Source organism: Kitasatospora sp. NPDC048286, from assembly GCF_043201735.1.
Lineage (GTDB): Bacteria > Actinomycetota > Actinomycetes > Streptomycetales > Streptomycetaceae > Kitasatospora.
The window spans coordinates 412,489-434,637 of sequence record NZ_JBICZE010000002.1 but is presented as its reverse complement, the minus strand read 5'-3'; the positions used below and the strand labels follow the sequence as shown (position 1 = coordinate 434,637).

The window sequence follows — 22,149 nt, the reverse complement described above, 5'->3', positions numbered from 1 at the left end:
CGGGGCGGCGGGGCCGACAGGTGCCCCGCCCGTCAGGCCGCCGCCTCCGCCGCCGGGGCCTCGGCCGGGACACCGAGGTCGCTCAGCACCGCCTGCGCCGCCCGCCGCCCGGAGACCAGCGCGCCCTGCACGGTGCTGGTGTCCCGGTGGTCCCCGGCGACGTACAGCCCGGCCAGCAGCCGCACCGGGCGGCGGGGGTTGTGCGGCGGCGGCATCGCGGGCAGCGCGTCCGGGACGTGCCGCACGCCGAGGAACTGCCAGCCCGACGTCGAGCCGCCGTACAGCTCGGCCAGCCGGGCCCGGACGGCCGGCTCCAGCCCGGCCGGGCCGCCCACGTCGAAGGCGCGCCGCCCGAGCACGGTGGTGGCGATCAGCGCCTGACCGGCCGGGGCGTAGGACGGGTGCAGCTCGCTGAGCACCAGCGAGTGCGAGACCAGTGGCGGCTGCCCGTTCGGCCGGTCGCCGTCGAGCAGTAGGACGGCCTCGCCCAGCGGGGCGGCGTCGGCCGCGTGGAAGAAGGTGGTGACGGGGTGGAAGACCGGCAGCCGTAGGCCGGGCAGCAGCTCGGCGGCGGAGCGGGCGTCGGTGGCGACGACGACGGCCTGGGCGCCGATCCGCCCGTGCGCGACGGTCTCCACGCCGTCCGCGGCGACCGAGGTGACCCGCACCCCGGTGCGTACGGTGCCGGCGGGCAGGGCGGCGGCCAGCTGGGCCGGTACCGCCGCGATCCCGTCGGCGGGCAGACACAGGCGCCCGCGCGCGTACGAGCGCAGCACCAGGTCGGCGACCCGGCTGCTGGTGCCGAGGGCCGGATCGGAGAGCAGGGCGCTGAGCAGCGGGCGCAGGAAGCCGTCCACGGTGCGCTGGGCGAGGCCGTGGCCGGCCAGTGCGCGGGCGGCGGTGGTCTCCGGCCGGGCCTGGAGGCGGCCGACCGGGGTGGCGGCCAGCCGGCCGAGCCGGCCGGCCAGCCGGGCCTTGTCCAGCGGGCTGCCGAGCGGGGCCCGGGCGGCGGCCTGGCGGGCGACGGTGAGCTGGGTATCCCCGGCGCGGTACCGGCGTCCGGCGCTGTGCACCAGTACGCCGGGCGCGAGCGGGCGCAGGTCGAGGTGGTCGAGGTCGAGCGTGCGGCGCAGTTCCGGGAAGGCGGTGTTCAGCAGGTGACTGCCGTCGTCGAGCCGGAAGCCGTCCTGCTCGCGGGTGGCCATCCGGCCGCCGATCCGGTCGGTGGTCTCCAGGACCTGAACGGTGAGGCCGTGGCCGGTGAGCGCGCGGGCGGCGGCCAGGCCCGCGAGTCCGGCGCCGACCACGACGACGTCCGGGTCGGACGGCCGGCGGGCGCGGCGGGTGAAGTCGTACGTGGGCACTGGGGTGCTCCCTCCCTGGTCCCGGGGCTCCGGCCGACGCAGGCAGCGGGGTGCCGGGACACGGTCCGTGGAGGGTGATGCCCAGTCAGTGTGAGCGTCAGACAGTCGCATCCGTCCGGATCCGAGGGGCGGGGAGGGTAGTGCGGCACCGGGCGGGGGCGCGGTCACGGACAGTGCGCCGTGGCGGCCGGGTTCGGGGATCGGCGGGCGCGTACGGTCACCGGGGGCGTGCGACGCGCCCGCCGTGTGCTCCCGTGCGCCCCCTCCTCGGGCCCCCTCGGGATCCGCCCGGCATATGCCGCTGGCCAGGGCGGATGCCGTAGTCGGAGTACGCACGGGTCCGCGCGACCCGCACGCGCGCCGACCCGCCCAGCGCGCGCAGCCACCCCGCGCGCCCCGCCGTCCGGCACCCGGCGCCCGCCGCCCGAGCATCCAGCCCGCCCGCCGCCCGACCTGCCCGCCGCCCCCGGCGTCCGCCCCGCCCGCCCGTCACATCGCCGCGAGCACCGCCGAGTACACCTCTGGGTGGGTGAAGCGGAAGCCCGCGTCCAGCAGCCGCCGCGGCACCACCCGGTGGCTGCCGACCACCTCGACCGCCAGCTCGCCCAGCACCGCCTTGAGCACTGCCTCCGGCACCGGGAACGGCGTCGGCCGCCGCAGCGCCCGGCCGAGCGCGGCCGTCAGCTCGGCGTTGGTCGCCGGGTTCGGCGCGGTGAGGTTGAAGGCGCCGGAGAGGTCGTCGTGGTCGATCAGGAACCGCAGCGCGGCCACCTCGTCGTGCAGCGAGATGAAGCTCCAGTACTGCCGCCCGTTGCCGAGTCGCCCGCCGAGGCCCAGCTTGAACAGCGGGAACAGCCGTGCGCCGGCCCCGCCGGCCGAGGAGAGCACCATCCCGGTGCGGGGGTGGACGACCCGGATCCCGGCCCGCTCGGCCGGCCTGGCGGCGTCCTCCCACTCCCGGCAGACCTCGGCCAGGAAGTCGTCGCCGGCGGGGGAGTCCTCGTCGATCACCCGGTCGCCGGTCTGCCCGTACCAGCCGACCGCGGAGGCGCTCACCAGGACCTGCGGCGGCTCCTTGAGCGCGGCCAGGGCGACGGCCAGCGTCTCGGTGCCGTACACCCGGCTCTCCCGGATCTCCCGCTTGTAGGAGTCCGACCAGCGGCGGTCGCCGACCCCGGCGCCGGCCAGGTGCACCACGGCCTGGACCCCGTCCAGGCCGCCCCGCTGGACCTCGCCGCCCAGCGGGTTCCAGCCGATCGCCGTGCTGCCGTCCGGCCGTGGGCCGGTCTTCGAACGGTGCCGGACCAGCCGGACCACCTCGTGGCCGTCCGCCAGCAGGGAGCGGACGAGCGCCGAACCGATCAAACCCGTGGAACCCGTGACAGCGATGCGCATGCGCCCATCCTCGCAGTTCCCGGCTTCTCCGACTGCCCGTCACACCCCGCGCGCACCTCACTTAGCATGGCGCGCATGCCTGACGACGATCTGATCATCCGTACGGCGCGGAGCGAGGACGAGCGCGAGCTCGCCGTCCTCAACCACGCGGCCTGGTCCGTCCTGTCCGACGTCTCCCCGCAACCGGCCGTCGAGGACCCGATCTTCGACGAGCGGCACGCCCCCGAGCACTACCTGCTGGCTGTGCTGGACAGCCGGATCGTCGGCTACGTCCGCCAGGTCCCGCCCACCCCGCTGGCGAGCAACCGGCACGTGCGGCAGATCCAGGGCCTCGCCGTCGACGACACCGTCCGCGGCCGGGGCGTCGGCCGCCGGCTGGTCGAGGCGGCCTGCGCGGCGGCCCGGGCGGAGGGCGCCCGCAAGATGACCCTGCGGGTGCTCGGCTGGAACGCCCCGGCCCGCCGCCTCTACGAGAGCTGCGGCTTCGTCGTCGAGGGCTCGCTGGCCGAGGAGTTCCTGATCGACGGCCGGTTCGTGGACGACGTCTGGATGGCCCGCGGCCTGACCGACTGATCCGCCAGGAGGCCTGCCCGGGCCTCACCGTGGCCCTGCCCCGGACTCGCCGGAACCCTGCCCGGACAGGCGGCCGGCCACTCGAACAGGCTTGCCGCAAAAGGCGGTTCACCGCGTGCGAGTGGTGCGGAGTCGTGACGGTTCCGCCCTGTCCGGACCGCCTCCGCGCCGGGTACCGTACGGCCGTGAGCAACTCGACGCCTCCCGGGTGGTACCCGGTCCCGGGTGCGGACGGCGCCCCCGGTCACGAGCGCTGGTGGGACGGCAACGCCTGGACCAGCGAGGTCCGACCGCTCCGGGGCGGCGTCGCGGGCGGGCTCGCCGACGCCCCCACCCAGACCTCGCCGCCCTCCGACCGGCAGCCGCCCGGCTACGGCCACCCGGGCGGCCAGGCGGCACCGGCCTACGGCTACCCGGGCCAGGACGCCTACCAGGCCCAGGCCCAGCCCCCGCTCGGCTACCCGGCCCAGGCCCAGCCCCAGGCAGGCTACCCGCCCCAGGACCCCGGCTACGGCTACCCGGGTCCGGGCTACCCGCCGCCGAAGACCAGGTCGAGGACCGGCCCGGTCATCGGCATCGCGGTCGCCGTACTGGCCGTGGTCGGGATCGTCGCCGGGGTCGCGCTCAGCGGCGGCGGCGACCGGAAGGCGGACCCGGCCCCGACCGTCACCGTGACCGAGAGCGGCAGCCCCTCGCCGAGCCCCAGCCCGACCGTACCCACCGGCAGCCCCGTCGCGCCCAAGCCCCTGCCGGCGGTCAAGAGCACCGTCCCCGACCCCCAGCACGCGATCACCGTGCCGGTCTTCGACGGCTGGGACGTGTCCGCGAACCCGCCGCACTCGACGGTCTACCTCGGCACCGGCCGTTACACCTGCCCGGACGGCAGCTCCTGCATCCGCGGCCAGTTCTCGGTCGAGAAGGACACCGTCCAGGGCACCACGCCGAAGGCGGCCGCCGACGCCCGGATGCCCGTCTACGCCGCGCAGATCTTCTCCGGGGTCAGCTCGCACACCGACGCCGGCTCCGGGTACGTCAGCGTGGCCGGGGTGCTCGGCTACGCCACCCGCTGGCACATCCGCACCACGGACGGCACCCAGGGCTACGTCCTGCTGGCCGCCCTCCCGGCCAAGGGCGGCGGCTACGTGGTCATGGAGGGCGGCGTGGACGACAACCCGGCGGCGCCGGAGTTCGCGGCGCTGGACCGGATCCTCAGGGGCATCAAGCAGGACGGCACCGCCGGCAGCAGCGTCTGAGGACCGACACCTAGTCCCCGTACCGCTCCCAGAGCTTGGGGAAGCGCTTCGCCATGACGTCCGGGTCGTCGAAGTCCATCGCCGTCCCGGACGGCCGCGCGGGCTGCCGCCCGCCCACCTCGGGCAGCGGCAGACCGGTCAGCTGCTCGTACGCCTCGTCGGCGGCGTAGCCGAGGTCCTCGGCCTCGCCGTCCTCCTCCTCGTCGAACTCGGGCAGCAGGTCCGCCAGGTCGTCCGGCTCGGCCAGCCCGCCCTCGAAGACCTCCCGGCCCTGGCCGATCAGCCAGGACCGGAAGTAGTCGAAGGTGTCGTCGGAGGCGCCGTCGAGCAGCAGGTAGGCCGCGCCCCACAGGTCGTGGCGGTAGGCCCGGTGGAACCGCGCCTGGAACAGCCGGGCGAAGTCGATCACGTCGTCCGGGGTCAGCTGGAGGAGCCGTTCCACCAGGAGGTCGGCCTGTTCGTCGGGGTCGCCCTCGGCGGCGTCCCGGGTGTCGTCGATGATCTGCCAGAAGTCCGTCTCGTCCATCACCGCTCCAGCATCCCCGTTCGGCCGCGTCCGCGCATGCCGCGACTCGGCGCGCGTTCGGGACTCGGTCCGTCAGGGGCCGGGAACGGCGGAACCCCGCGCCGTCCGGGGACGACGCGGGGTTCCGTACGCGGGTTTCCGCGGGGACCTGGTGGGGTCAGAGGCCGAGCTCGACCTCGAACTCGCCGGCCTCGAGGATCTCCTTGACCGCGACCAGGTAGCGGGCGGCGTCGGCGCCGTCCACCAGGCGGTGGTCGTAGGAGAGCGACAGGTAGGTCATGTCGCGGATGCCGATGGCGGTGCCGCCGTCGGCCTCGATGACCACCGGGCGCTTGACGGTGGCGCCGATGCCCAGGATGGCGACCTGGTTTGGCGGCACGATCACGGTGTCGAACAGCGCACCGCGCGAGCCGGTGTTGCTGATGGTGAAGGTGGCGCCGGACAGCTCGTCCGGGGTGATCTTGCTGTCGCGGACCTTGGTGGCCAGCTCGGCGGTCTTCTTCGAGATGCCGGCGATGTTGAGGTCGCCCGCGCCCTTGATGACCGGGGTCATCAGGCCCTTCTCGGAGTCCACCGCGATACCGATGTTCTCGGTGTCGAAGTAGGTGACCGTGCCCTCGGCGTCGTTGATCCGGGCGTTGACGACCGCGTGGACCTTCAGCGCCTGGGCGGCGGCCTTGACGAAGAACGGCATCGGGGAGAGCTTGACGCCCTCGCGGGCCAGGAAGCCCTCCTTGGCCTTGGCGCGCAGCGACATGATCTTGGTGATGTCCACCTCGACCACGCTGGTCAGCTGGGCCTGCTCGTGCAGCGCCTTCATCATGTTGTCGCCGATGACCTTGCGCATGCGGGTCATCTTGACGGTCTGACCGCGCAGGGCGGACGGCGCGACGGCGGCCTTCGGCGCGGCGGCCGGGGCGGGAGCGGCGACGGGGGCCGGAGCGGCCTTGGCGGCCTCCGCGGCGGCGATGACGTCCTGCTTGCGGATGCGGCCGCCGACGCCGGTACCGGCGACGGAGGACAGCGCGACGCCGTGCTCGGCGGCGAGCTTGCGCACCAGCGGGGTGACGTAGGCGTCACCGTTGTCGGCCACCGGAGCGGCCGGGGCGGCAACCGGAGCCGGAGCGGCGACCGGAGCCGGGGCGGCGACCGGGGCCGGGGCGACCGGGGCCGGAGCGGCGGCGACCGGAGCCGGAGCGGCCGGGGCAGCGGGGGCCGGAGCGGCGACCGGGGCCGGGGCGGCAACGGGAGCCGGAGCGGCAACCGGAGCCGGAGCGGCAACCGGAGCCGGAGCGGCGGCGACGGCACCGGCGGCGCCGATCAGCGCGAGCTGGGCGCCGACCTCGGCGGTCTCGTCCTCGCCGACCAGGATCTTCACCAGGGTGCCGGCGACCGGCGACGGGATCTCGGTGTCGACCTTGTCGGTGGAGACCTCGAGCAGCGGCTCGTCGACCTCGACGGTGTCACCCTCGGCCTTCAGCCAGCGGGTGACGGTGCCCTCGGTGACCGACTCGCCCAGCGCCGGCAGCAGCACCGGGGTGGCGTCGGCGGCCGGAGCGGCGGCGGGGGCCGGAGCGGCGACCGGGGCCGGAGCCGGAGCGGCGACCGGGGCCTCGGCGGCCGGAGCCGGGGCGGCGGCGGGCGCGGCCTCGGCGGCCGGGGCCGCGGCGGCGACCGGGGCGCCCGAACCGTCGTCGATGACCGCCAGCTCGGCGCCCACCTCGACGGTCTCGTCCTCGGCGACCTTGATGGAGGCCAGGATGCCGGAAGCCGGGGCCGGGATCTCGGTGTCGACCTTGTCGGTCGACACCTCGAGCAGCGGCTCGTCGACCTCGACACGCTCACCCTCGGCCTTCAGCCAGCGGGTGACGGTGCCCTCGGAAACGCTCTCGCCCAGCGCGGGCAGTGTTACTGAGACCGCCATGGTTTCAGCGACTCCTATCAAGTCTTGCGTACGGGAAGTACCTGCGTACGGGAAGTACCGGGAAAGGGGGTGGGGCGTGATCAGTCGTGCGCGTGCAGCGGCTTGCCGGCCAGCGCCAGGTGCGCCTCGCCCAGGGCCTCGGACTGGGTCGGGTGCGCGTGGATGAGCTGCGCGACCTCGGCCGGCAGGGCCTCCCAGTTGTAGATCAGCTGGGCTTCGCCGACCTGCTCGCCCATGCGGGCGCCGACCATGTGGACGCCGACCACGGCGCCGTCCTTGACCTGGACGAGCTTGATCTCGCCGGCGGTCTTCAGGATCTTGCTCTTGCCGTTGCCGGCCAGGTTGTACTTGAGGGTGACGACCTTCTCCTTGCCGTACAGCTCGACGGCCTTGGCCTCGGAGATGCCGACGGAGGCGACCTCGGGGTTGGAGTAGGTCACGCGCGGGACGCCGTCGTAGTCGATCGGCATCGGCTTGAGGCCGGCCAGGCGCTCGGCCACCAGGATGCCCTCGGCGAAGCCGACGTGGGCCAGCTGCAGGGTCGGGGCGAGGTCACCGACCGCGGAGATGGTGGGCACGTTGGTGCGCATGTACTCGTCGACCAGGACGTAGCCGCGGTCCATCGCGACGCCGTTCTCCTCGTAGCCGAGGCCGGCCGAGACCGGGCCGCGGCCGATGGCGACGAGCAGCAGGTCGGCGTCGATCTGCTTGCCGTTCTCGGTGGAGACGCGGACACCGGTCTCGGTGTACTCGACGCCCGAGAAGCGGGCCTTCAGCTCGAACTTGATGCCGCGCTTGCGGAACGCGCGCTCCAGCAGCTTGGAGGAGTTCTCGTCCTCCAGCGGGACGAGGTGCGGCAGCGCCTCGACGATGGTGACCTCGACGCCGAAGGACTTCCAGACCGAGGCGAACTCGACGCCGATCACGCCGCCGCCGAGGATGACGGCCGACTTCGGGATGCGGTCGAGCTTGAGGGCGTGGTCCGAGGAGATCACGCGGTTGCCGTCGATCTCCAGGCCCGGGATCGAGCGCGGCACGGAACCGGTGGCCAGGACGATGTGGCGGCCTTCGATGCGCTGGCCGTTGACGTCCACCGAGGTCTGCGAGGAGAGCTTGCCCTCGCCCTGGATGAAGGTGACCTTGCGGGATGCCACCAGGCCCTGGAGGCCCTTGTACAGGCCGGCGATGACGTCGTCCTTGTACTTGTGGACGCCGTTGATGTCGATGCCCTGGAAGGTGGCCAGCACGCCGAACTCGGCGGCCTCCTTCGTCTCGTCCGCGATCTCCGCGGCGTGCAGGAGAGCCTTGGTCGGGATGCAGCCGCGGTGCAGGCAGGTGCCGCCCAGCTCACCCTTCTCGACCAGGGCAACACTCAGGCCCAGCTGAGCGGCGCGGAGCGCCGCGGCGTAACCGCCGCTTCCGCCTCCGAGAATGACTACGTCGAAAACGGTGCTGGCGTCGTTCGCCACGTCACGTCCTCCATGCATGGGGTGGGTCGCCGGGCCGGTCGCGGTCCGGTGGGTCGGAAGCCTTTGTGGGGCGCCCAGTCGTGCCGGAAATACATCTTCGCACTTGTTCACGGTGACTGATGTCCGGGCCCGGGTCAGGGGTGTCCCGCGGAGCGGTCACCGGGGCGGGAATACCCCCGGCGGAAGGGCATCATCGCAGCTCAGCGAGGTGTTGACAGCCGCCGGACGGGCGTCTTCCGCGCCGCTCGCCGCAGCTTCTTCCGCAGTGCGGAACAAAGTTTCGCCCGCAGCGAACAGGGGTGCGCCCCGGCGCCCCGACCTACTCGCAGGTAACCCGGCCGGAACCCCGGAACGCCCGGCCGGAACGCCGACGGGGCCCGGCGCACGCGCGCCGGGCCCCGTCGCAGCGGGTTCCCTTGGATCAGGCCTTGCCGTTCGCCTTCTGCTCGGCGAAGCGGACCAGGGTGCGCACCGCGCTCGCGGTGCCGCCCTTGGGGGTGTAGCCGTACGGCGCGCCCTCGTGGAACGCCGGGCCGGCGATGTCCAGGTGCGCCCAGTCGGTGCCCTCGGCCACGAACTCCTTCAGGAACAGGCCGGCCACCAGGCCGCCGCCCATCCGCTCGCCCATGTTGGCCATGTCGGCGATGGTCGACTCGGTGAAGCCCTTGCGCAGGTCGGCCGGCAGCGGCATCGGCCAGGACTGCTCGCCCGCCTCGCCGGCCAGGACGTGCAGCTCCTCGCGCAGCTCGTCGTCGTTGGCCATCACGCCGAAGGTGCGGTTGCCCAGGGCCAGCACCATGGCGCCGGTCAGGGTGGCCACGTCGACGATGACGTCCGGCTTCTCCTCGCCGGCCCGCACGATCGCGTCGGCCAGCACCAGGCGGCCCTCGGCGTCCGTGTTCAGGACCTCGACGGTCTTGCCGCCGTACATCTTCAGCACGTCGCCCGGGCGGGTGGCGGAGCCGGACGGCATGTTCTCGGCCAGCGCCAGCCAGGCGGTCACGTTGACGACCAGGCCCAGGCGCTTGGCGGCCACCACGGCGGCGAACACGGCGGCGGCGCCGGCCATGTCGCACTTCATGGTCTCGTTGTGGCCGGCCGGCTTCAGCGAGATGCCGCCCGAGTCGTAGGTGATGCCCTTGCCGACGAAGGCGAGGGTGGCCTTGGCCTTCGGGTGGGTGTAGGCCACCTTCACCAGGCGGGGCGGGTTCTCCGAGCCGCCGCCGACGCCCAGCAGGCCGCCGAAGCCGCCCTTGGTCAGTGCCTTCTCGTCCAGCACCTCGACCTTGAGGCCGTGCTCCTTGCCGGCCGCCTGGGCGATCGCGGCGAAGCTCTTCGGGTTCAGGTCGTTCGGCGCGGTGTTGACCAGGTCGCGGGCCCGGTTCATCTCCTCGCCGATCGCGGCGGCGCGCTCCACGGCGGCCTTGGCGTCCTTGCTGCCCTTGCGGACGGCCAGCAGGACCAGCTCGCCGACCGGCTCCTTGCCGTTGCCGTCGCCCTTGTACGCGCCGAAGGCGTACGAGCCGAGCAGGCCGCCCAGCGCGACCGCCTCGACCTCCGCGGCGGACTCGGCCGGCAGGGCCAGCGCGGCCTTCTTGGCACCGGCCAGGGTGCGGGCGGCGACACCGGCGGCGCGGCGCAGCGTCTCCAGCTCGTAGGCGCCCTCGGCGGCCTCACCCAGGCCGACCGCGAGCACGAGCGCGGCCTTCAGGCCGGCGGGGGAGGGGACCTTGACGGCCTCGCCCTCGGCGCCGGTCGCGCCCAGGGTGCTGAGGACCTCGGTCAGCTTGCCCTCGAACGCCTCGTTGACGGCCTCGGCGCCGGGGGCCAGCACGATGCCCTTGGGGCCCTTCGCGACACCGACCACCAGGGCGTCCGCGCGCAGCGAGGCGGCGGAGGAGGTGCTCACAGACAATGCAGTCACGTAATGCGTCCTGTTCTTTCGCGGTCCACGGCCGGCCACGGCGAGGCTGCCGCACCGGCGCAGCCCGCCGTCGCAGGCCGTCCGCCGGCGGGCCTCCGCGGGTCCGGGCCCCCTGGTGCGCGCGGCCGTCCGCGCGGCCGCGCACACCAGAGGCCCCGGCTCCTCGGTGCGCGCCGGGCGGGCAGGACCTGCCACGGTGCAGGGCTGCGGTGCTCCACGCATGGTAGTCCGCATGCTGGGATCACGCGCCGCCCGGTATCAGCCGAGCAAAGCCAGGGCGAACAGCGAGGCGGTCGCGGCGGTTTCGGCCATCGCGCCGAGCACGTCGCCGGTGATCCCGCCGAACCGCCGCACGCACCGGCCGAGCAGCAGTCGGGCGCAGCCGGTGCCGAACACAACGGCCACTGGGAGAAAGAGAGTTGACCATCCGTCGAACAGTCCCGCGGCGGCCAGGGCGAGCGCCGCGGCGGCCGTTGCGGCGGCGGCCCCGGCGGGCGGCACGGTGCCCGCCACCATCGCCCCCAGCCCGCCGGGCCGGGCGGCCGGCACCGACCGCAGGCAGCCCCAGGAGAGCGCGCACCGGGCGGCCGTCGCCGAGGCGAGCACCGCGAGCGCGCCGCGCAGCGGGGAGTGGTCGAACTGCCCGGCCAGTGCGGCGACCTGGGCGAGCAGCACGAGGACCAAGGTCAGGACGCCGAACGGACCGATGTCGGACTGCTTCATGATGCGCAGCGCGTCCTCGGCCGGCTTCCCGCTGCCCAGCCCGTCGGCGACGTCCGCCAGACCGTCGAGGTGCAGCCCGCGGGTCAGACCGGCGAGCACCCCCACCGTGGTCACCGCGCCGAGCAGCCCGCCCGCCCGCCAGGCCACCAGCGCCCCGGCCGCGGCCGCCAGGGCCCCCAGCACCAGCCCGACCAGCGGGGCCGTCAGCATCGCCCGGGCCGCCGCGGTCCGGTCCCACCGCTCCACCCGCACCCGCAGGACGGACAGCGTCCCGAACCCGAACCGCAGGCCGTCGGCCCAGCCGGCCCGATCGCCGCCGCTCGCCATGAATCGTGTTCCTCTCACCCACAAGAACGCCCCTGACCAGGGGCGTTCTTGTGGGGTGTCAGTCAGCCGGCCGGGCCGTGCCGCTACAGCTTCCGCAGCAGGTCCGCCGCCGAGGGCAGCTTGGGCTGCTCCCTCGGCGCGCCCGGCGCGGCCGGGACGAACGGCTTCGGCGCCTCGTCGGCGAGCACGTCGCCCGCGGCCTGGAGCAGCGGCAGCGCCAGCAGCGCGCCGACGCCCTCGCCCATGGTGATGCCCTGGTCCTGAAGCGGCGTCAGGGTCAGCCGGTCGTACGCCTTCGCCTGGGCCGGCTCGCCGCTGGACTGCCCGGCCCGCCACCACTCCGGGGCCCGGAAGGCGATCCGCTGCGCGACCAGCGCGCAGGCCGCCGAGACCACGCCGTCCAGCACCACCGGCAGCCGTCGGACGGCAGCCTGGAGCAGGAAGCCGGTGATCGCCGCGAAGTCGGCCCCGCCGGTGGCGCCGAGCAGCGCCAGCTGGTCGCCGAGCACCGGCCGGGCCCGCCGCAGCGAGTCCCGGATGGCGGCGCACTTGACCATCCACACGCGGTCGTCGATGCCGGAGCCGCGCCCGGTCACCGCCGCCGCGTCAGTCCCGCAGAGCGCGCCGACCAGCACGCCGGCCACCGTGGTGGCGCCGACCCCGAGGTCGCCGAGCAGCACCAGGTCGGTGCCGGCGTCGGCCTCCTCGTCGGCGACGGCCATGCCGGCCCGGAACGCCCGGACGGTCTCCTGCGCGGTGAGCGCGTCCTCGACGTCGATCCGCCCGGAGCCGCGCCGGATCCGGTGGGCGACCACCTCCTCCGGGAAGTCGTGCGGGTCGGCGTCCACCGCGACGTCGACGACCCGCACCTGGGCGCCGTAGCGCGCGGCCAGCCGGGACACCGGCGCGCTGCCGTCGAGCACGGCCCGCACCCGGGCCGCGGTGCCGCCCTCGGCGGGCATCCGGGAGACCCCGAGCGCCGCCACGCCGTGGTCGGCGGCGAACAGCAGCACCTTGGGGGCGGAGACCGGCAGCACCGGCGAGCGCCCCTGTACGGAGGCCAGCCAGCTGCCCAGCTCCTCCAGCCGGCCGAGCCCGCCGCGCGGCCGGTCGGCCGCCTGCCAGCGTTCCTCGGCGGCCCGCCGGGCGCTCTCGTCGGGGCGCTCGACGAGCGAGGAGAACGTATCGAGATCCACGGTCGTGTCCATCGTCCGGAAGGCTACACGCCGAAGGTGTTCAGTTTGAGGCTGGCTTGACGTCCGGCTTGATGGTGAGCGCCTGTCCGGCCACCACCAGCAGGACGCGCTCCGAGGCGTCCGCCACGGCCATGTTGAGCCGGCCCAGGGTGTCGCGGAAGCGGCGGCCCGCGGGGGTGGCCGGGACGACGCCCATGCCGACCTCGTTGCTCACCGCGACGGCCGTCCGTCCGGTGGCGGCCCAGGCCCGGGCCAGCGCGTCGCAACGGCGCCGCACGGCGGCCTCGCCGCCGTCCGCCCAGACCGCGTCGTCCCAGGCGCCGCACTCGTCCATCACGGCGGTCAGCCACAGGGCGAGGCAGTCGATCAGCACCGGTGCCGGGTCGGCCGGGTCGGCGAGCACGGTCTCCAGGTCGCAGGTCTCGGCGGTGCGCCAGCTCCCCGGCCGGCGCTCCCGGTGCAGCGCGACCCGCTGGGCCCACTCGGCGTCGCCGTCCCGGGTGCCGCCGGTGGCCACGTACAGGACGTCCGGGTGGTCGGCCAGCAGCTGTTCGGCGCGGGTGGACTTGCCGGAGCGGGCGCCGCCGAGCAGCAGCGTGCGGGGCAGCGGGGGACGGGTGGGCTCGGGTGGGGTCGCCATGCCGCCATCCTGCCCGAGAGGTATACGGCGGGTCGGGTCGGGCAGGCTATGGTGCGCAGCACACAGGCAGCGTCAGTGGGAGGAGCCGGGCATGGTCTGGACGTGGCGGTACGAGAAGGCGGACGGCAGCGCGGTGACGCCCGGCGGCGGCCAGGAGGAGTTCGCCGGCCAGGGGGACGCCGAGACCTGGATCGGGGAGACCTGGAAGCAGCTCGCCGAGGAGGGCGTGGACACCGCGGTCCTGCTGGAGGACGGCAACAAGGTCTACGCGATGAGCCTGCACGAGGGCTGAGCCCGGGGCCGGGCGCGCGGGGCTACTTCGCCCCGATCACGTGCAGGAGCGCGGCGACCTGCCGGTACGGGTCGGTGCGGCCGGCCCGGTCCTCGGCTTCCAGGAGCTGGGCCAGCTGCCGCCCGTCCACCGGCGGGGCCGCGTCGTCCGCGGCGTTGTCGGTGAAGACCCGAACGCCGTACCAGTGCCGCAGCGGCACCGACACCTCGGAGAGGGTGACGGTGAGGTCGGAGAGCCGGTCGGCCCGTGCGGCCAGTCCGACCCGGTTGTAGTACCGGTCGCTCTCGAAGGCGTGCAGGGCGGCCCGCCAGTCCCCAGCGGCGGCCGGCCGCAGGGCGAGCGAGTCGCGGTTGCGGACGAGCAGCGAGAGCAGTCCGCCGGGCGCCAGCAGCCGGGCCAGCGAGGCGATCATCGGGTCCGGGTCGGGCAGGTACGTCAGCACGCCGTGGCAGAGCACCACGTCGAAGCTGCGCGGGCCGAACCAGCGTCCGCACTGGTGGCCGTCGCCGCTGAGCAGCTGCATCCGGCCGCGGACCTCCGGCGGCTCCTCGGCGAGCGCCGCCTGGGCGACGCCGAGCGCGACCGGGTCGGAGTCGATCCCGGTGACGTAGTGGCCGGCCCGGGCCAGCCGCAGCGCCTGGGTGCCCTGGCCGCAGCCGATGTCGAGGACGCGCTGCGCGCTGCGGCCGGACAGCTGTTCGGCGAGCTGGCGGGCGACGAGCTCCTGGCGGACGAAGTTGCGCAGTCCGCCGGGCCGGGTCGGCCAGGCGGTGGTGCCGCCCGCGAAGGATCCGCTGCGCGAGGGCAGCCGGCGCTCCTGCGCGATCCGGTCGTGGCCGCCCTCGCCCTGCCCCGGAAGCGTGCCCCCCTGCCCGGGAACCGCGTAGAGGCCGGGCCCCTCCCAGGAGGGCGGGGCCCAGCCGGAGTCGACCGGTTCGGCGGTCAGGGCTTCTCCCCGCGCCGCACCTGCGGCTTGGGCAGGCGCAGCCGGCGCATCTGGAGGGTGCGCATGATGCCGTACGCGACGGCGCCGCGGGTGTTCTGCCCGGCGAAGCGCTCGGCCAGCTGCTTGCGCAGGCCGAGGCCGAGGCGGACGAAGTCCAGGACGACGAACACGAAGAACAGCAGGAACAGCAGCGTGGAGAGCAGCTGGAGGGTCGGCACCTTGACGATGCTGAGCACCAGGATGACCACGGCGGCCGGCAGGAAGAACTCGGCGAGCGACCAGCGGGAGTCCACGTAGTCGCGCGCGAACTTGCGCACCGGGCCCTTGTCACGGGCCGGCAGGTGGCGCTCGTCGCCGTTCATCAGGGCCTGGCGCTGCTTCTCGCGCTCGGAGCGCATCCGCTCGCGCCCCTGACGGGCGGCCTCCTTGCGGTCCTTGGGCACGGTCACCCGGGTACGCCGGTTGGCCTCGGCCTCACTGCGCTTGGGGGTGGGGCGGCCCTTCTTGGCCTGCGGGTCGCGGGCCTGGGTCGTCTCGTCCTGCTTCTCCAGCACGGTGGCGGAGGCGGCGGCATCATCTGAACGGCGTCGGAACACACCACCAGCGTACGGGGTGCCGGGCGGCTTCCACGGGTGCCCTCGGACCCAAACGCATATCGATACCGCAGGGACGGCGTCCGGGCCGCGTTTCCGGGGGCCTTCCCGTAGGGGATCATTCGGATGGACGATGGGAGGTATGAGGGGCGGATCCACCCGGGGGAGGAGGAAACGCCTCCGGTCGCTGTAGCAGTCTTGTTGCAGGCAGGTGCACTGCGGCGACGGGCTCGCTGCACATACACTCGTCGTGTCTGGTAACGAGATAGAGACCGCAGGCCGGAGAAGGGGGCACCCGAGGCCCATGAGCGACGGAATCATGAAGCGTATGGGGCTGATCTTCCGCTCCAAGGCGAACAAGGCCTTGGATCGGGCGGAGGATCCGCGTGAGACGCTCGACTACTCGTACCAGAAGCAGCTCGAATTGCTGCAGAAGGTACGGCGCGGTGTCGCGGACGTCGCGACCTCGCGCAAGCGGCTCGAGCTCCAGCTGACCCAGCTCCAGCAGCAGTCGGCCAAGTACGAGGACCAGGGCCGCAAGGCGCTGTCGCTCGGCCGCGAGGACCTCGCCCGCGAGGCCCTGACCCGCAAGGCCAACATGCAGTCGCAGATCACCGACCTGGAGACGCAGTACCAGCAGCTCCAGGCCGAGGAGGAGAAGCTCACGCTCGCCTCCCAGCGACTTCAGGCCAAGGTGGACGCCTTCCGCACCAAGAAGGAGACCATCAAGGCGACGTACACGGCCGCGCAGGCGCAGACCCGCATCGCCGAGTCCTTCTCCGGCATCTCGGAGGAGATGGGCGACGTCGGCCTGGCGATCCAGCGTGCCGAGGACAAGACCGCCCAGATGCAGGCCCGCGCCGGCGCCATCGACGAGCTGCTCGCCTCCGGCGCGCTCGACGACGCGAGCGGTCTCGGCCGCAAGGACGACATCGAGGCCGAGCTGGAGCGCGTGGCCGGCGGTTCCGACGTCGAGCTGGAGCTGGCCCGGATGAAGGCCGAGCTGTCGGGCCCGTCCTCGGCCGGTCCCGCCGCGATCGAGCAGGGCAAGCAGCCGGGTGCCCAGCCGCAGCCGCAGCAGGACACCCCGCGCATCAACTACAACAAGTGATCTGAGCTCGACCCCACGAACCAGGGAGACGCACGGCATGATCATGAGGGTCATGGGTGAGGGGCAGTACGAGGTGGGCGAGGACCACCTGAACCTGCTCAACGAGCTCGACGCGGAGCTCGTCACCGCAGTGGAGTCGGGGGACGAGACGCTCTTCCGCCAGGCCTACGGCAAGCTCATCGACGCGGTGAAGCAGTTCGGCACCCCGGTGCCGCTGGATTCGCTGGAGCCGTCCGAGCTGATCCTGCCGAGTGCCGACGCGACGATCGACGAGGTCCGCGAACTGCTCATGGCCGACGGCGAGGGCGTGATCCCGGGCTTCCCCGAGTAGCGCCTGCGGCTGCTGCCAGACGAAAGGGCGGGCCCCCTCCCACCGGAGGGGGCCCGCCCTTCGTGCGTACGGCCGCGGTTTCCCGGGCCCGCGGGCCCGGGAACTGCGGACTACGGCAGGGCCAGCATCCGGTCCAGCGCCGCCTTGGCGTACTTCTCGGTCTCCGGGTCGACGGTGATCACGTTCGGCACCCGGCCCTCAACCAGCGACTCCAGCGCCCAGACCAGGTGCGGCAGGTCGATCCGGTTCATGGTCGAGCAGAAGCAGACCGCGCGGTCCAGGAAGACGATCTCCTTGTCCGGGTGCGCCTTGGCCAGGCGGCGGACCAGGTTCAGCTCGGTGCCGATGGCCCACTTGGAGCCGGGCTCGGCGGCGTCCAGCGCCTTGATGATGTACTCGGTCGAGCCCACCATGTCGGCGGCCGCGACGACCTCGTGCTTGCACTCGGGGTGCACCAGGACGGTAACGCCGGGGATCCGCTCGCGGACGTCGTTCACCGAGTCCAGGCTGAACCGGCCGTGCACCGAGCAGTGGCCGCGCCAGAGGATCATCTTCGCGTTCCGCAGCTGCTCGGCGGTCAGGCCGCCGTTCGGCCGGTGCGGGTTGTAGACGACGCAGTCGTCCAGCGAGAAGCCCATGTCCCGCACCGCGGTGTTGCGGCCGAGGTGCTGGTCGGGCAGGAACAGCACCTTCTGGCCCTGCTCGAAGGCCCACTCCAGGGCGCGCTTGGCGTTGGAGGAGGTGCAGATGAGGCCGCCGTGCCGGCCGGTGAAGGCCTTGATGTCGGCGGAGGAGTTCATGTACGAGACCGGGACGGTCACGTCGGCTATGCCGGCGTCGGTCAGCACGTCCCAGCACTCGGCGACCTGCTCGGCGGTGGCCATGTCGGCCATCGAGCAGCCGGCCGCGAGGTCCGGCAGGACGACCTGCTGCCGGTCGCTGGTGAGGATGTCCGCGGACTCGGCCATGAAGTGCACGCCGCAGAAGACGATGTACTCGGCCTCGGGGCGGGCCGCCGCGTCGCGGGCGAGCTTGAAGGAGTCGCCGGTGACGTCGGCGAACTCGATCACCTCGTCGCGCTGGTAGTGGTGGCCGAGGATGAACACGCGGTCGCCGAGCGCGGCCTTGGCGGCGCGGGCGCGCTCGACGAGGTTCGGGTCGGAGGCCGGGGGGAGGTCACCGGGGCATTCGACGCCGCGCTCGCTGTTCGGGTCGGCCTCGCGGCCGAGCAGCAGCAGAGCGAGCGGGGTCGGGGTGGGGTCGACGCCGTGGGTCTCGGTGATGGTGGTGGTCACGGGCGGGTGCCCTTCTGTGCGGCCGAGCTAGCGGTGGGGCCTTTTCGTCTAACTGACGCTATCTATTCTAACCGCTTAGCGTCAGAGTGACGATGGCCATCCTGTCGATGTGACGAGAACCGCTCGTCGAAACGGATGCTTCCGTCGGTGGCCGAATCGATATTTCCAAGCCCGCGGGTATGGCTGAGCCCATGAAAGCAATCGCGATCAACCGCTACGGCGGTCCCGAGGTGGTCGAGTACACCGACCTGCCCGACCCCAAGGTCGGCCCCGACTCCGTGCTGGTCGAGGTCCGGGCGGCCGGGGTGAACCCGGTGGACTGGAAGGTCAGGGACGGTGCCCTGGACGGCATCCTCGACGCGCACTTCCCGCTGGTCATGGGCTGGGACGTGGCCGGCGTGGTCCGCGCGGTCGGCGGCGCGGTCACCGAGTTCGCCCCGGGCGACGAGGTGTTCGGCTACGTCCGCAAGGACGCCGTCGAGCACGGCACCTACGCCGAGCTGGTCTCCGCCCCCGTCCGCACCCTGGCCCGCAAGCCGGCCGCGCTGGACTGGGCGCAGTCCGGCGGCCTGCCACTGGCCGGGCTCACCGCCCTCCAGAGCCTGCGGGCACTGCGCCTGGCCGAGGGGGAGACCGTCCTGGTGCACGCTGCCGCCGGCGGGGTCGGCCATCTGGCGGTGCAGCTGGCCAGGGCCGCCGGCGCCCGGGTGATCGGCACCGCGGCCGAGCGCAACCACGACTTCCTGCGCGGCCTCGGCGCCGATCCGGTGCTCTACGGCGAGGGCCTGGCCGACCGGGTCCGCGCGCTCGCCCCCGACGGGGTGGACGCGGCGCTCGACCTGGTGGGCCACGGCGCCGTCCGGGTCTCGGCCGAGCTGGTGGCGGACCCGGGCCGGATCGCCTCGGTCGCCGACTTCGGGGTCAAGGCGGTCGGTGGCCGGTACGTCTGGGTCCGCCCGGACGCCGACGGCCTCGCCGAACTGGCCGCGCTCGCCGACGACGGGCGGCTGACCGTCGCCGTCGCCTCCACCTTCCCGCTGGCCCAGGCCGCCTCCGCCCAGGCGCTCAGCGCCGAGGGCCGCACCCGGGGGAAGATCGTGCTGCTCGTCCCGTGACGGCCTCCCGACGTCCCGTGACGGCCTCCCGCCCGTCATCCGGCGGCGGTGAACTCGTCCAGGTCATCCGCCAGAATGGTGACGAACCGTTTCGGCAGTGGCAGTCCGCCACCCGGAGCGACCCCGCCGACCCCCGTACGACCCGTGGAGCCCCGTACCCATGACCAGCAGCCGAGCGCACGAGGTGGTCGGGGCCGACCTGGACGAGACCGACCGGCTCCTGCTCGCCCGGCTCGGCAGCGACGGCCGCGCCTCGTACGCCGAGATCGGCCTGCAGGTGAACCTCTCCGCCACCGCCGTGCGCCGGCGGATCGACCGGCTGCGGGCGCGCGGCGTGGTGCGGGGCTTCACCGTGGTGCTCGACCCGTCCGTGCTGGGCTGGCAGACCGAGGCCTTCGTCGAGGTCTACTGCCGCGAGCGCACCGCCCCCGAGGAGATCCTCGCCAGCCTGCGGCAGTTCCCCGAGGTGGTCGCCGCCTGGACGGTCACCGGCGACCCGGACGCCCTGGTCCACCTGCGGGCCGCCGACATGCGCCACCTGGAAGCCGTCATCGAGCGCATCCGGCGCGAGCCCGGCGTGCAGCGCAGCCGCTCCTCGGTGGTCCTCTCCCAGCTCATCGGGTAGCGCCCGCGGGCCGTACGCAGGAATCCTGCGCGGACCCGCCCGAAGACGCCCGAAACCTGCCTGACCAGCCGCGTTCCGACGCGCGGCGGGGCGCCCGCGCTGCCTACGCTGATCACGTCCGGCCGTCGCGGTGAAGCCTCCCGCCGACCGGGCGCCCCCCGACACCCCACGCCGAGAGGGACCGCCGTGTCCGCAGCACCCGACCGCATGCACCGGCCCGACAACGAACTGGTCGACCTGGTTTTCGACTACATGCGGGAGCGGCTGCAGTACGACCCCGTCCCGCTCGACCACCCCGGTGACGGCGAGCACCTGCGCGCCCAGCTGGCCGGCCTGCTCAACCAGCACGGCAACAACCCGGTCGACGTGCTCAAGCTGTACGACCACGAGCTGTCCCGGGCGGTCATCTCCGCCGACAGCCCGCGCTACCTGTCCTTCATCCCGTGCGCCCCGACCAAGGCCGCGCTGCTGTTCGACATGGTCGTCTCCTGCGCCTCCCTGCAGGGCATCTCCTGGCTGGAGGCGGCCGGCGCGATCGCCGCCGAGAACCAGGTGCTGCGCCTGATCGCCGACCGCGCGGGCCTGCCCCAGTCGGCCGGCGGCACCTTCGTCTCCGGCGGCTCGGCCGGCAACCTCTCCGCCCTGGTCGTCGCCCGCGACACCGCCCGTCGCCGGCTGGGCGTCGGCCCGGAGGCCCGGCTGCGGATCGCCGTCGCCGACCAGGTGCACTCCTCGGTTAAGAACACCTTCAACATCATCGGCGTCGAGGCCTTCAAGGTCCCGACCGTCGACCGGCGGTTCACCGGCGAGGCGCTGCGCGCCGCGCTGGCCGCCGACCCCAACCCGGAGACGGTGATCGCCGTCGTCGGCACCGCCGGCACCACCAACGAGGGCATCGTCGACGACCTCAAGGGCCTGGCCGAGGTCGCCCGCGAGCGCGACCTCTGGTTCCACGTGGACGGCGCCTACGGCGGCGCCGGCCTGTTCGCCCCCTCGGTGCGCGAACGCTACGACGGCATCGAGCACGCCGACTCCTTCGTGGTCGACCCGCACAAGTGGCTGTTCGCCCCCTTCGACTGCGCCGCGCTGATCTACCGCAACCCGCAGCTCGCCCGCGCCGTGCACACCCAGGACGCCTCCTACCTGGACGTCCTGCACACCGAGGGCGACGAGTGGAACCCCACCGACTACGCCTACCACCTGACCCGGCGCGCCCGCGGCCTGCCGCTCTGGTTCTCGCTGGCCGTGCACGGCGTCCAGGCCTACACCGACGCCATCGAGGCCGGCCTCACCCTGGCCCGGGAGACCGCCCAGCTGATCCGCGAGACCGAGCACCTGGAGCTGCTGTTCGACCCGCAGCTCTCGGCGGTCTGCTTCAAGCGCGTCGGCTGGACCAACGACGACTACTACCGCTGGTCGCAGCAGCTGCTCGCGGACCAGATCGGCTTCGTCACCCCCACCGGCTGGGACGGCGAGACGGTCGCCCGCTTCGCCTTCCTGCACCCGGGCACCACCATGGAGATGGTCCGGGAGATCCTGGACACCATGGTCTGAGCCCCCTGACGTCCACGGCCCCGCCGGCATTCCGGCGGGGCCGTACGCGTGCCTACAGGAACGCCCCGCTCGGCAGGTACGGCGTCGGCGGCCGCATCCCGCGCACCCCGACGAAGCCGCCGGCCCGCGGCGTCAGCCCCACCTCCAGCCCGACGTCCAGCGCCCACTCCTGCTCCGCGGTCAGGTGCTCCACCCGCGCCTCGACGCCGTCCGGCACCCGGGCCAGCGCCTCGCGCAGCAGCCGGGCGGCGATCCGCTTGCTGGTGGCCGCGAGCAGCCGCACCACGCCGCCGTCCCGGTAGCAGTAGCCGCTGCCAGCCAGCGCGTCGGCGATCAGCAGCTCCTCGAAGTGGCCCAGCATCAGCTCGTGGTCCGGCCCGTGCGCGGAGCCGCGCAGCCGCCGGTCCACCGAGTCCAGCAGGTGCAGGTGGGTCGCGTTGCCGCGGTGCACCGGGATGTCCCCGGGATCGAGCAGCCCGTTCCGGTCCACCCGCCCGGCCAGCCGCATCGCCGGGTGCAGGGTGAACCCGGCCAGCCGGTAGCGGCGGGCCGCCGCCGGGGAGTCAGCGGCGCAGACCATCCCGCGCAGGCAGCCCCGGGAGTGCGCCGCCGCCCGTTCCAGCAGCAGCCGCCCGACGCCCTTGCCCTGGGCGGACGGCCGGACGGCGAACAGTGAGGGCGCCCACAGGCCCTCCCGACGGATCGACAGCACCGCCCCGACCGGCTCGCCGCCGCTCTCGGCCAGCCAGCAGCCCCCGGGATCGGTGCGCGCCAGGTGTCTGGTCCCGGCCAGCCGCAGGGGCGTCGGCCCCGGCGCCGCCCCGGCCGGGGAGGTGCCGGCGAACGCGGCGTCGGCGAGCTCCCGGACGACCTCCGCGTCCGCGGCGGTGTCCCTGACCGGGCGAATGATCATGAGGACCATCCTGGCGTCCGGCGGCCCGCCGCGGGGCCGGTTCACCCGGATCCACGACCT

21 protein-coding genes are annotated in these 22,149 nt (G+C 73.9%); 8 read left to right on the top strand and 13 right to left on the bottom strand.

Annotated features, from left to right (window positions below; genetic code table 11):
* Positions 1-32: 32 nt before the first annotated feature.
* Both ACGF13_RS06285 and ACGF13_RS06280 read right to left on the bottom strand, forming a co-directional pair.
* A complete protein-coding gene (locus tag ACGF13_RS06285) occupies positions 33-1,364 on the bottom strand; it encodes an FAD-dependent oxidoreductase (protein WP_392869463.1) in 1,332 nt (443 codons plus the stop codon).
* Between the two features lie 489 nt (positions 1,365-1,853).
* A complete protein-coding gene (locus ACGF13_RS06280) occupies positions 1,854-2,759 on the bottom strand; it encodes a TIGR01777 family oxidoreductase (RefSeq protein ID WP_392869461.1) in 906 nt (301 codons plus the stop codon).
* Between the two features lie 66 nt (positions 2,760-2,825).
* Between ACGF13_RS06280 and ACGF13_RS06275 the strand changes: the two genes are divergently transcribed.
* Positions 2,826-3,332, top strand: coding sequence for a GNAT family N-acetyltransferase (locus ACGF13_RS06275; protein WP_392869459.1), 507 nt, complete (start codon positions 2,826-2,828; stop codon positions 3,330-3,332).
* Positions 3,333-3,517: 185 nt separating this feature from the next.
* A complete protein-coding gene (locus ACGF13_RS06270) occupies positions 3,518-4,585 on the top strand; it encodes a DUF2510 domain-containing protein (protein WP_392869457.1) in 1,068 nt (355 codons plus the stop codon).
* A gap of 10 nt (positions 4,586-4,595) precedes the next feature.
* Here ACGF13_RS06270 and ACGF13_RS06265 read toward each other — a convergent pair whose 3' ends face one another.
* The 7 genes from ACGF13_RS06265 to cobU form a co-directional block, all read right to left on the bottom strand.
* Positions 4,596-5,111, bottom strand: coding sequence for a DUF4240 domain-containing protein (locus ACGF13_RS06265; protein ID WP_392869456.1), 516 nt, complete (start codon positions 5,109-5,111; stop codon positions 4,596-4,598).
* A gap of 157 nt (positions 5,112-5,268) precedes the next feature.
* On the bottom strand, positions 5,269-7,035 hold the full coding sequence (gene sucB, locus ACGF13_RS06260) for a 2-oxoglutarate dehydrogenase, E2 component, dihydrolipoamide succinyltransferase (protein ID WP_392869454.1): 1,767 nt from the start codon (positions 7,033-7,035) through the stop codon (positions 5,269-5,271).
* Between the two features lie 80 nt (positions 7,036-7,115).
* Complete coding sequence (lpdA, locus tag ACGF13_RS06255) at positions 7,116-8,522, bottom strand: dihydrolipoyl dehydrogenase (protein WP_263455757.1); 1,407 nt, start codon at positions 8,520-8,522, stop codon at positions 7,116-7,118.
* A 403-nt stretch (positions 8,523-8,925) separates the two neighbouring features.
* Complete coding sequence (locus tag ACGF13_RS06250) at positions 8,926-10,428, bottom strand: leucyl aminopeptidase (RefSeq protein WP_392869452.1); 1,503 nt, start codon at positions 10,426-10,428, stop codon at positions 8,926-8,928.
* A gap of 258 nt (positions 10,429-10,686) precedes the next feature.
* A complete protein-coding gene (locus ACGF13_RS06245; protein WP_392869450.1) occupies positions 10,687-11,478 on the bottom strand; it encodes an adenosylcobinamide-GDP ribazoletransferase in 792 nt (263 codons plus the stop codon).
* An 83-nt stretch (positions 11,479-11,561) separates the two neighbouring features.
* A complete protein-coding gene (locus ACGF13_RS06240; RefSeq protein ID WP_392869448.1) occupies positions 11,562-12,686 on the bottom strand; it encodes a nicotinate-nucleotide--dimethylbenzimidazole phosphoribosyltransferase in 1,125 nt (374 codons plus the stop codon).
* A 28-nt stretch (positions 12,687-12,714) separates the two neighbouring features.
* Complete coding sequence (gene cobU / locus ACGF13_RS06235) at positions 12,715-13,314, bottom strand: bifunctional adenosylcobinamide kinase/adenosylcobinamide-phosphate guanylyltransferase (protein WP_392869447.1); 600 nt, start codon at positions 13,312-13,314, stop codon at positions 12,715-12,717.
* Positions 13,315-13,405: 91 nt separating this feature from the next.
* Between cobU and ACGF13_RS06230 the strand changes: the two genes are divergently transcribed.
* Positions 13,406-13,606, top strand: coding sequence for a hypothetical protein (locus tag ACGF13_RS06230; protein ID WP_392869445.1), 201 nt, complete (start codon positions 13,406-13,408; stop codon positions 13,604-13,606).
* Between the two features lie 22 nt (positions 13,607-13,628).
* Here ACGF13_RS06230 and ACGF13_RS06225 read toward each other — a convergent pair whose 3' ends face one another.
* Complete coding sequence (locus tag ACGF13_RS06225; RefSeq protein WP_392870075.1) at positions 13,629-14,351, bottom strand: class I SAM-dependent methyltransferase; 723 nt, start codon at positions 14,349-14,351, stop codon at positions 13,629-13,631.
* Between the two features lie 197 nt (positions 14,352-14,548).
* On the bottom strand, positions 14,549-15,148 hold the full coding sequence (locus ACGF13_RS06220) for a DUF3043 domain-containing protein (protein ID WP_392869443.1): 600 nt from the start codon (positions 15,146-15,148) through the stop codon (positions 14,549-14,551).
* A 301-nt stretch (positions 15,149-15,449) separates the two neighbouring features.
* On the opposite strand from ACGF13_RS06220, the gene ACGF13_RS06215 reads away from it, so the two are divergent.
* Both ACGF13_RS06215 and ACGF13_RS06210 read left to right on the top strand, forming a co-directional pair.
* Positions 15,450-16,256: a PspA/IM30 family protein gene (locus ACGF13_RS06215; RefSeq protein ID WP_392869442.1), complete on the top strand. Its 807-nt coding sequence runs from the start codon at positions 15,450-15,452 to the stop codon at positions 16,254-16,256.
* 37 nt (positions 16,257-16,293) lie between these two features.
* Positions 16,294-16,587 carry a hypothetical protein gene (locus tag ACGF13_RS06210; RefSeq protein ID WP_392869440.1) on the top strand — a complete coding sequence of 98 codons (294 nt, stop codon included), beginning with the start codon at positions 16,294-16,296 and terminating at the stop codon, positions 16,585-16,587.
* A 110-nt stretch (positions 16,588-16,697) separates the two neighbouring features.
* Here the strand turns inward: ACGF13_RS06210 and nadA are convergent, their stop codons facing one another.
* The gene (gene nadA / locus ACGF13_RS06205) at positions 16,698-17,882 is read right to left on the bottom strand and encodes a quinolinate synthase NadA (protein WP_392869438.1); all 1,185 of its coding nucleotides are present in this window, start codon (positions 17,880-17,882) and stop codon (positions 16,698-16,700) included.
* Between the two features lie 191 nt (positions 17,883-18,073).
* Between nadA and ACGF13_RS06200 the strand changes: the two genes are divergently transcribed.
* The 3 genes from ACGF13_RS06200 to ACGF13_RS06190 all read left to right on the top strand — a co-directional run bounded on the left by ACGF13_RS06200 (position 18,074) and on the right by ACGF13_RS06190 (position 21,176).
* Positions 18,074-18,997: an NADP-dependent oxidoreductase gene (locus tag ACGF13_RS06200; RefSeq protein ID WP_392869436.1), complete on the top strand. Its 924-nt coding sequence runs from the start codon at positions 18,074-18,076 to the stop codon at positions 18,995-18,997.
* A 160-nt stretch (positions 18,998-19,157) separates the two neighbouring features.
* Positions 19,158-19,622 (top strand): Lrp/AsnC family transcriptional regulator, encoded by a 465-nt coding sequence (locus ACGF13_RS06195; protein WP_049651848.1) that lies wholly within the window; start codon positions 19,158-19,160, stop codon positions 19,620-19,622.
* Between the two features lie 186 nt (positions 19,623-19,808).
* A complete protein-coding gene (locus ACGF13_RS06190) occupies positions 19,809-21,176 on the top strand; it encodes a pyridoxal phosphate-dependent decarboxylase family protein (protein WP_392869434.1) in 1,368 nt (455 codons plus the stop codon).
* A gap of 52 nt (positions 21,177-21,228) precedes the next feature.
* On the opposite strand, the gene ACGF13_RS06185 is transcribed toward ACGF13_RS06190, so the two are convergent.
* Complete coding sequence (locus tag ACGF13_RS06185) at positions 21,229-22,089, bottom strand: GNAT family N-acetyltransferase (RefSeq protein ID WP_392869432.1); 861 nt, start codon at positions 22,087-22,089, stop codon at positions 21,229-21,231.
* Positions 22,090-22,149 lie beyond the last annotated feature (60 nt).

Excerpts from the sequence above, each read along its gene's own strand:
- ACGF13_RS06280 (WP_392869461.1), bottom strand. The coding sequence starts at position 2,759 with ATGCGCATCGCTGTCACGGGTTCCACGGGTTTGATCGGTTCGGCGCTC.
- ACGF13_RS06275 (WP_392869459.1), top strand. The coding sequence starts at position 2,826 with ATGGCGCGCATGCCTGACGACGATCTGATCATCCGTACGGCGCGGAGC.
- ACGF13_RS06265 (WP_392869456.1), bottom strand. The coding sequence starts at position 5,111 with ATGGACGAGACGGACTTCTGGCAGATCATCGACGACACCCGGGACGCC.
- sucB (WP_392869454.1), bottom strand. The coding sequence starts at position 7,035 with ATGGCGGTCTCAGTAACACTGCCCGCGCTGGGCGAGAGCGTTTCCGAG.
- lpdA (WP_263455757.1), bottom strand. The coding sequence starts at position 8,522 with ATGCATGGAGGACGTGACGTGGCGAACGACGCCAGCACCGTTTTCGAC.
- ACGF13_RS06245 (WP_392869450.1), bottom strand. The coding sequence starts at position 11,478 with ATGGCGAGCGGCGGCGATCGGGCCGGCTGGGCCGACGGCCTGCGGTTC.
- ACGF13_RS06240 (WP_392869448.1), bottom strand. The coding sequence starts at position 12,686 with ATGGACACGACCGTGGATCTCGATACGTTCTCCTCGCTCGTCGAGCGC.
- cobU (WP_392869447.1), bottom strand. The coding sequence starts at position 13,314 with ATGGCGACCCCACCCGAGCCCACCCGTCCCCCGCTGCCCCGCACGCTG.
- ACGF13_RS06230 (WP_392869445.1), top strand. The coding sequence starts at position 13,406 with ATGGTCTGGACGTGGCGGTACGAGAAGGCGGACGGCAGCGCGGTGACG.
- ACGF13_RS06215 (WP_392869442.1), top strand. The coding sequence starts at position 15,450 with ATGAGCGACGGAATCATGAAGCGTATGGGGCTGATCTTCCGCTCCAAG.
- ACGF13_RS06210 (WP_392869440.1), top strand. The coding sequence starts at position 16,294 with ATGATCATGAGGGTCATGGGTGAGGGGCAGTACGAGGTGGGCGAGGAC.
- ACGF13_RS06200 (WP_392869436.1), top strand. The coding sequence starts at position 18,074 with ATGAAAGCAATCGCGATCAACCGCTACGGCGGTCCCGAGGTGGTCGAG.
- ACGF13_RS06195 (WP_049651848.1), top strand. The coding sequence starts at position 19,158 with ATGACCAGCAGCCGAGCGCACGAGGTGGTCGGGGCCGACCTGGACGAG.
- ACGF13_RS06185 (WP_392869432.1), bottom strand. The coding sequence starts at position 22,089 with ATGATCATTCGCCCGGTCAGGGACACCGCCGCGGACGCGGAGGTCGTC.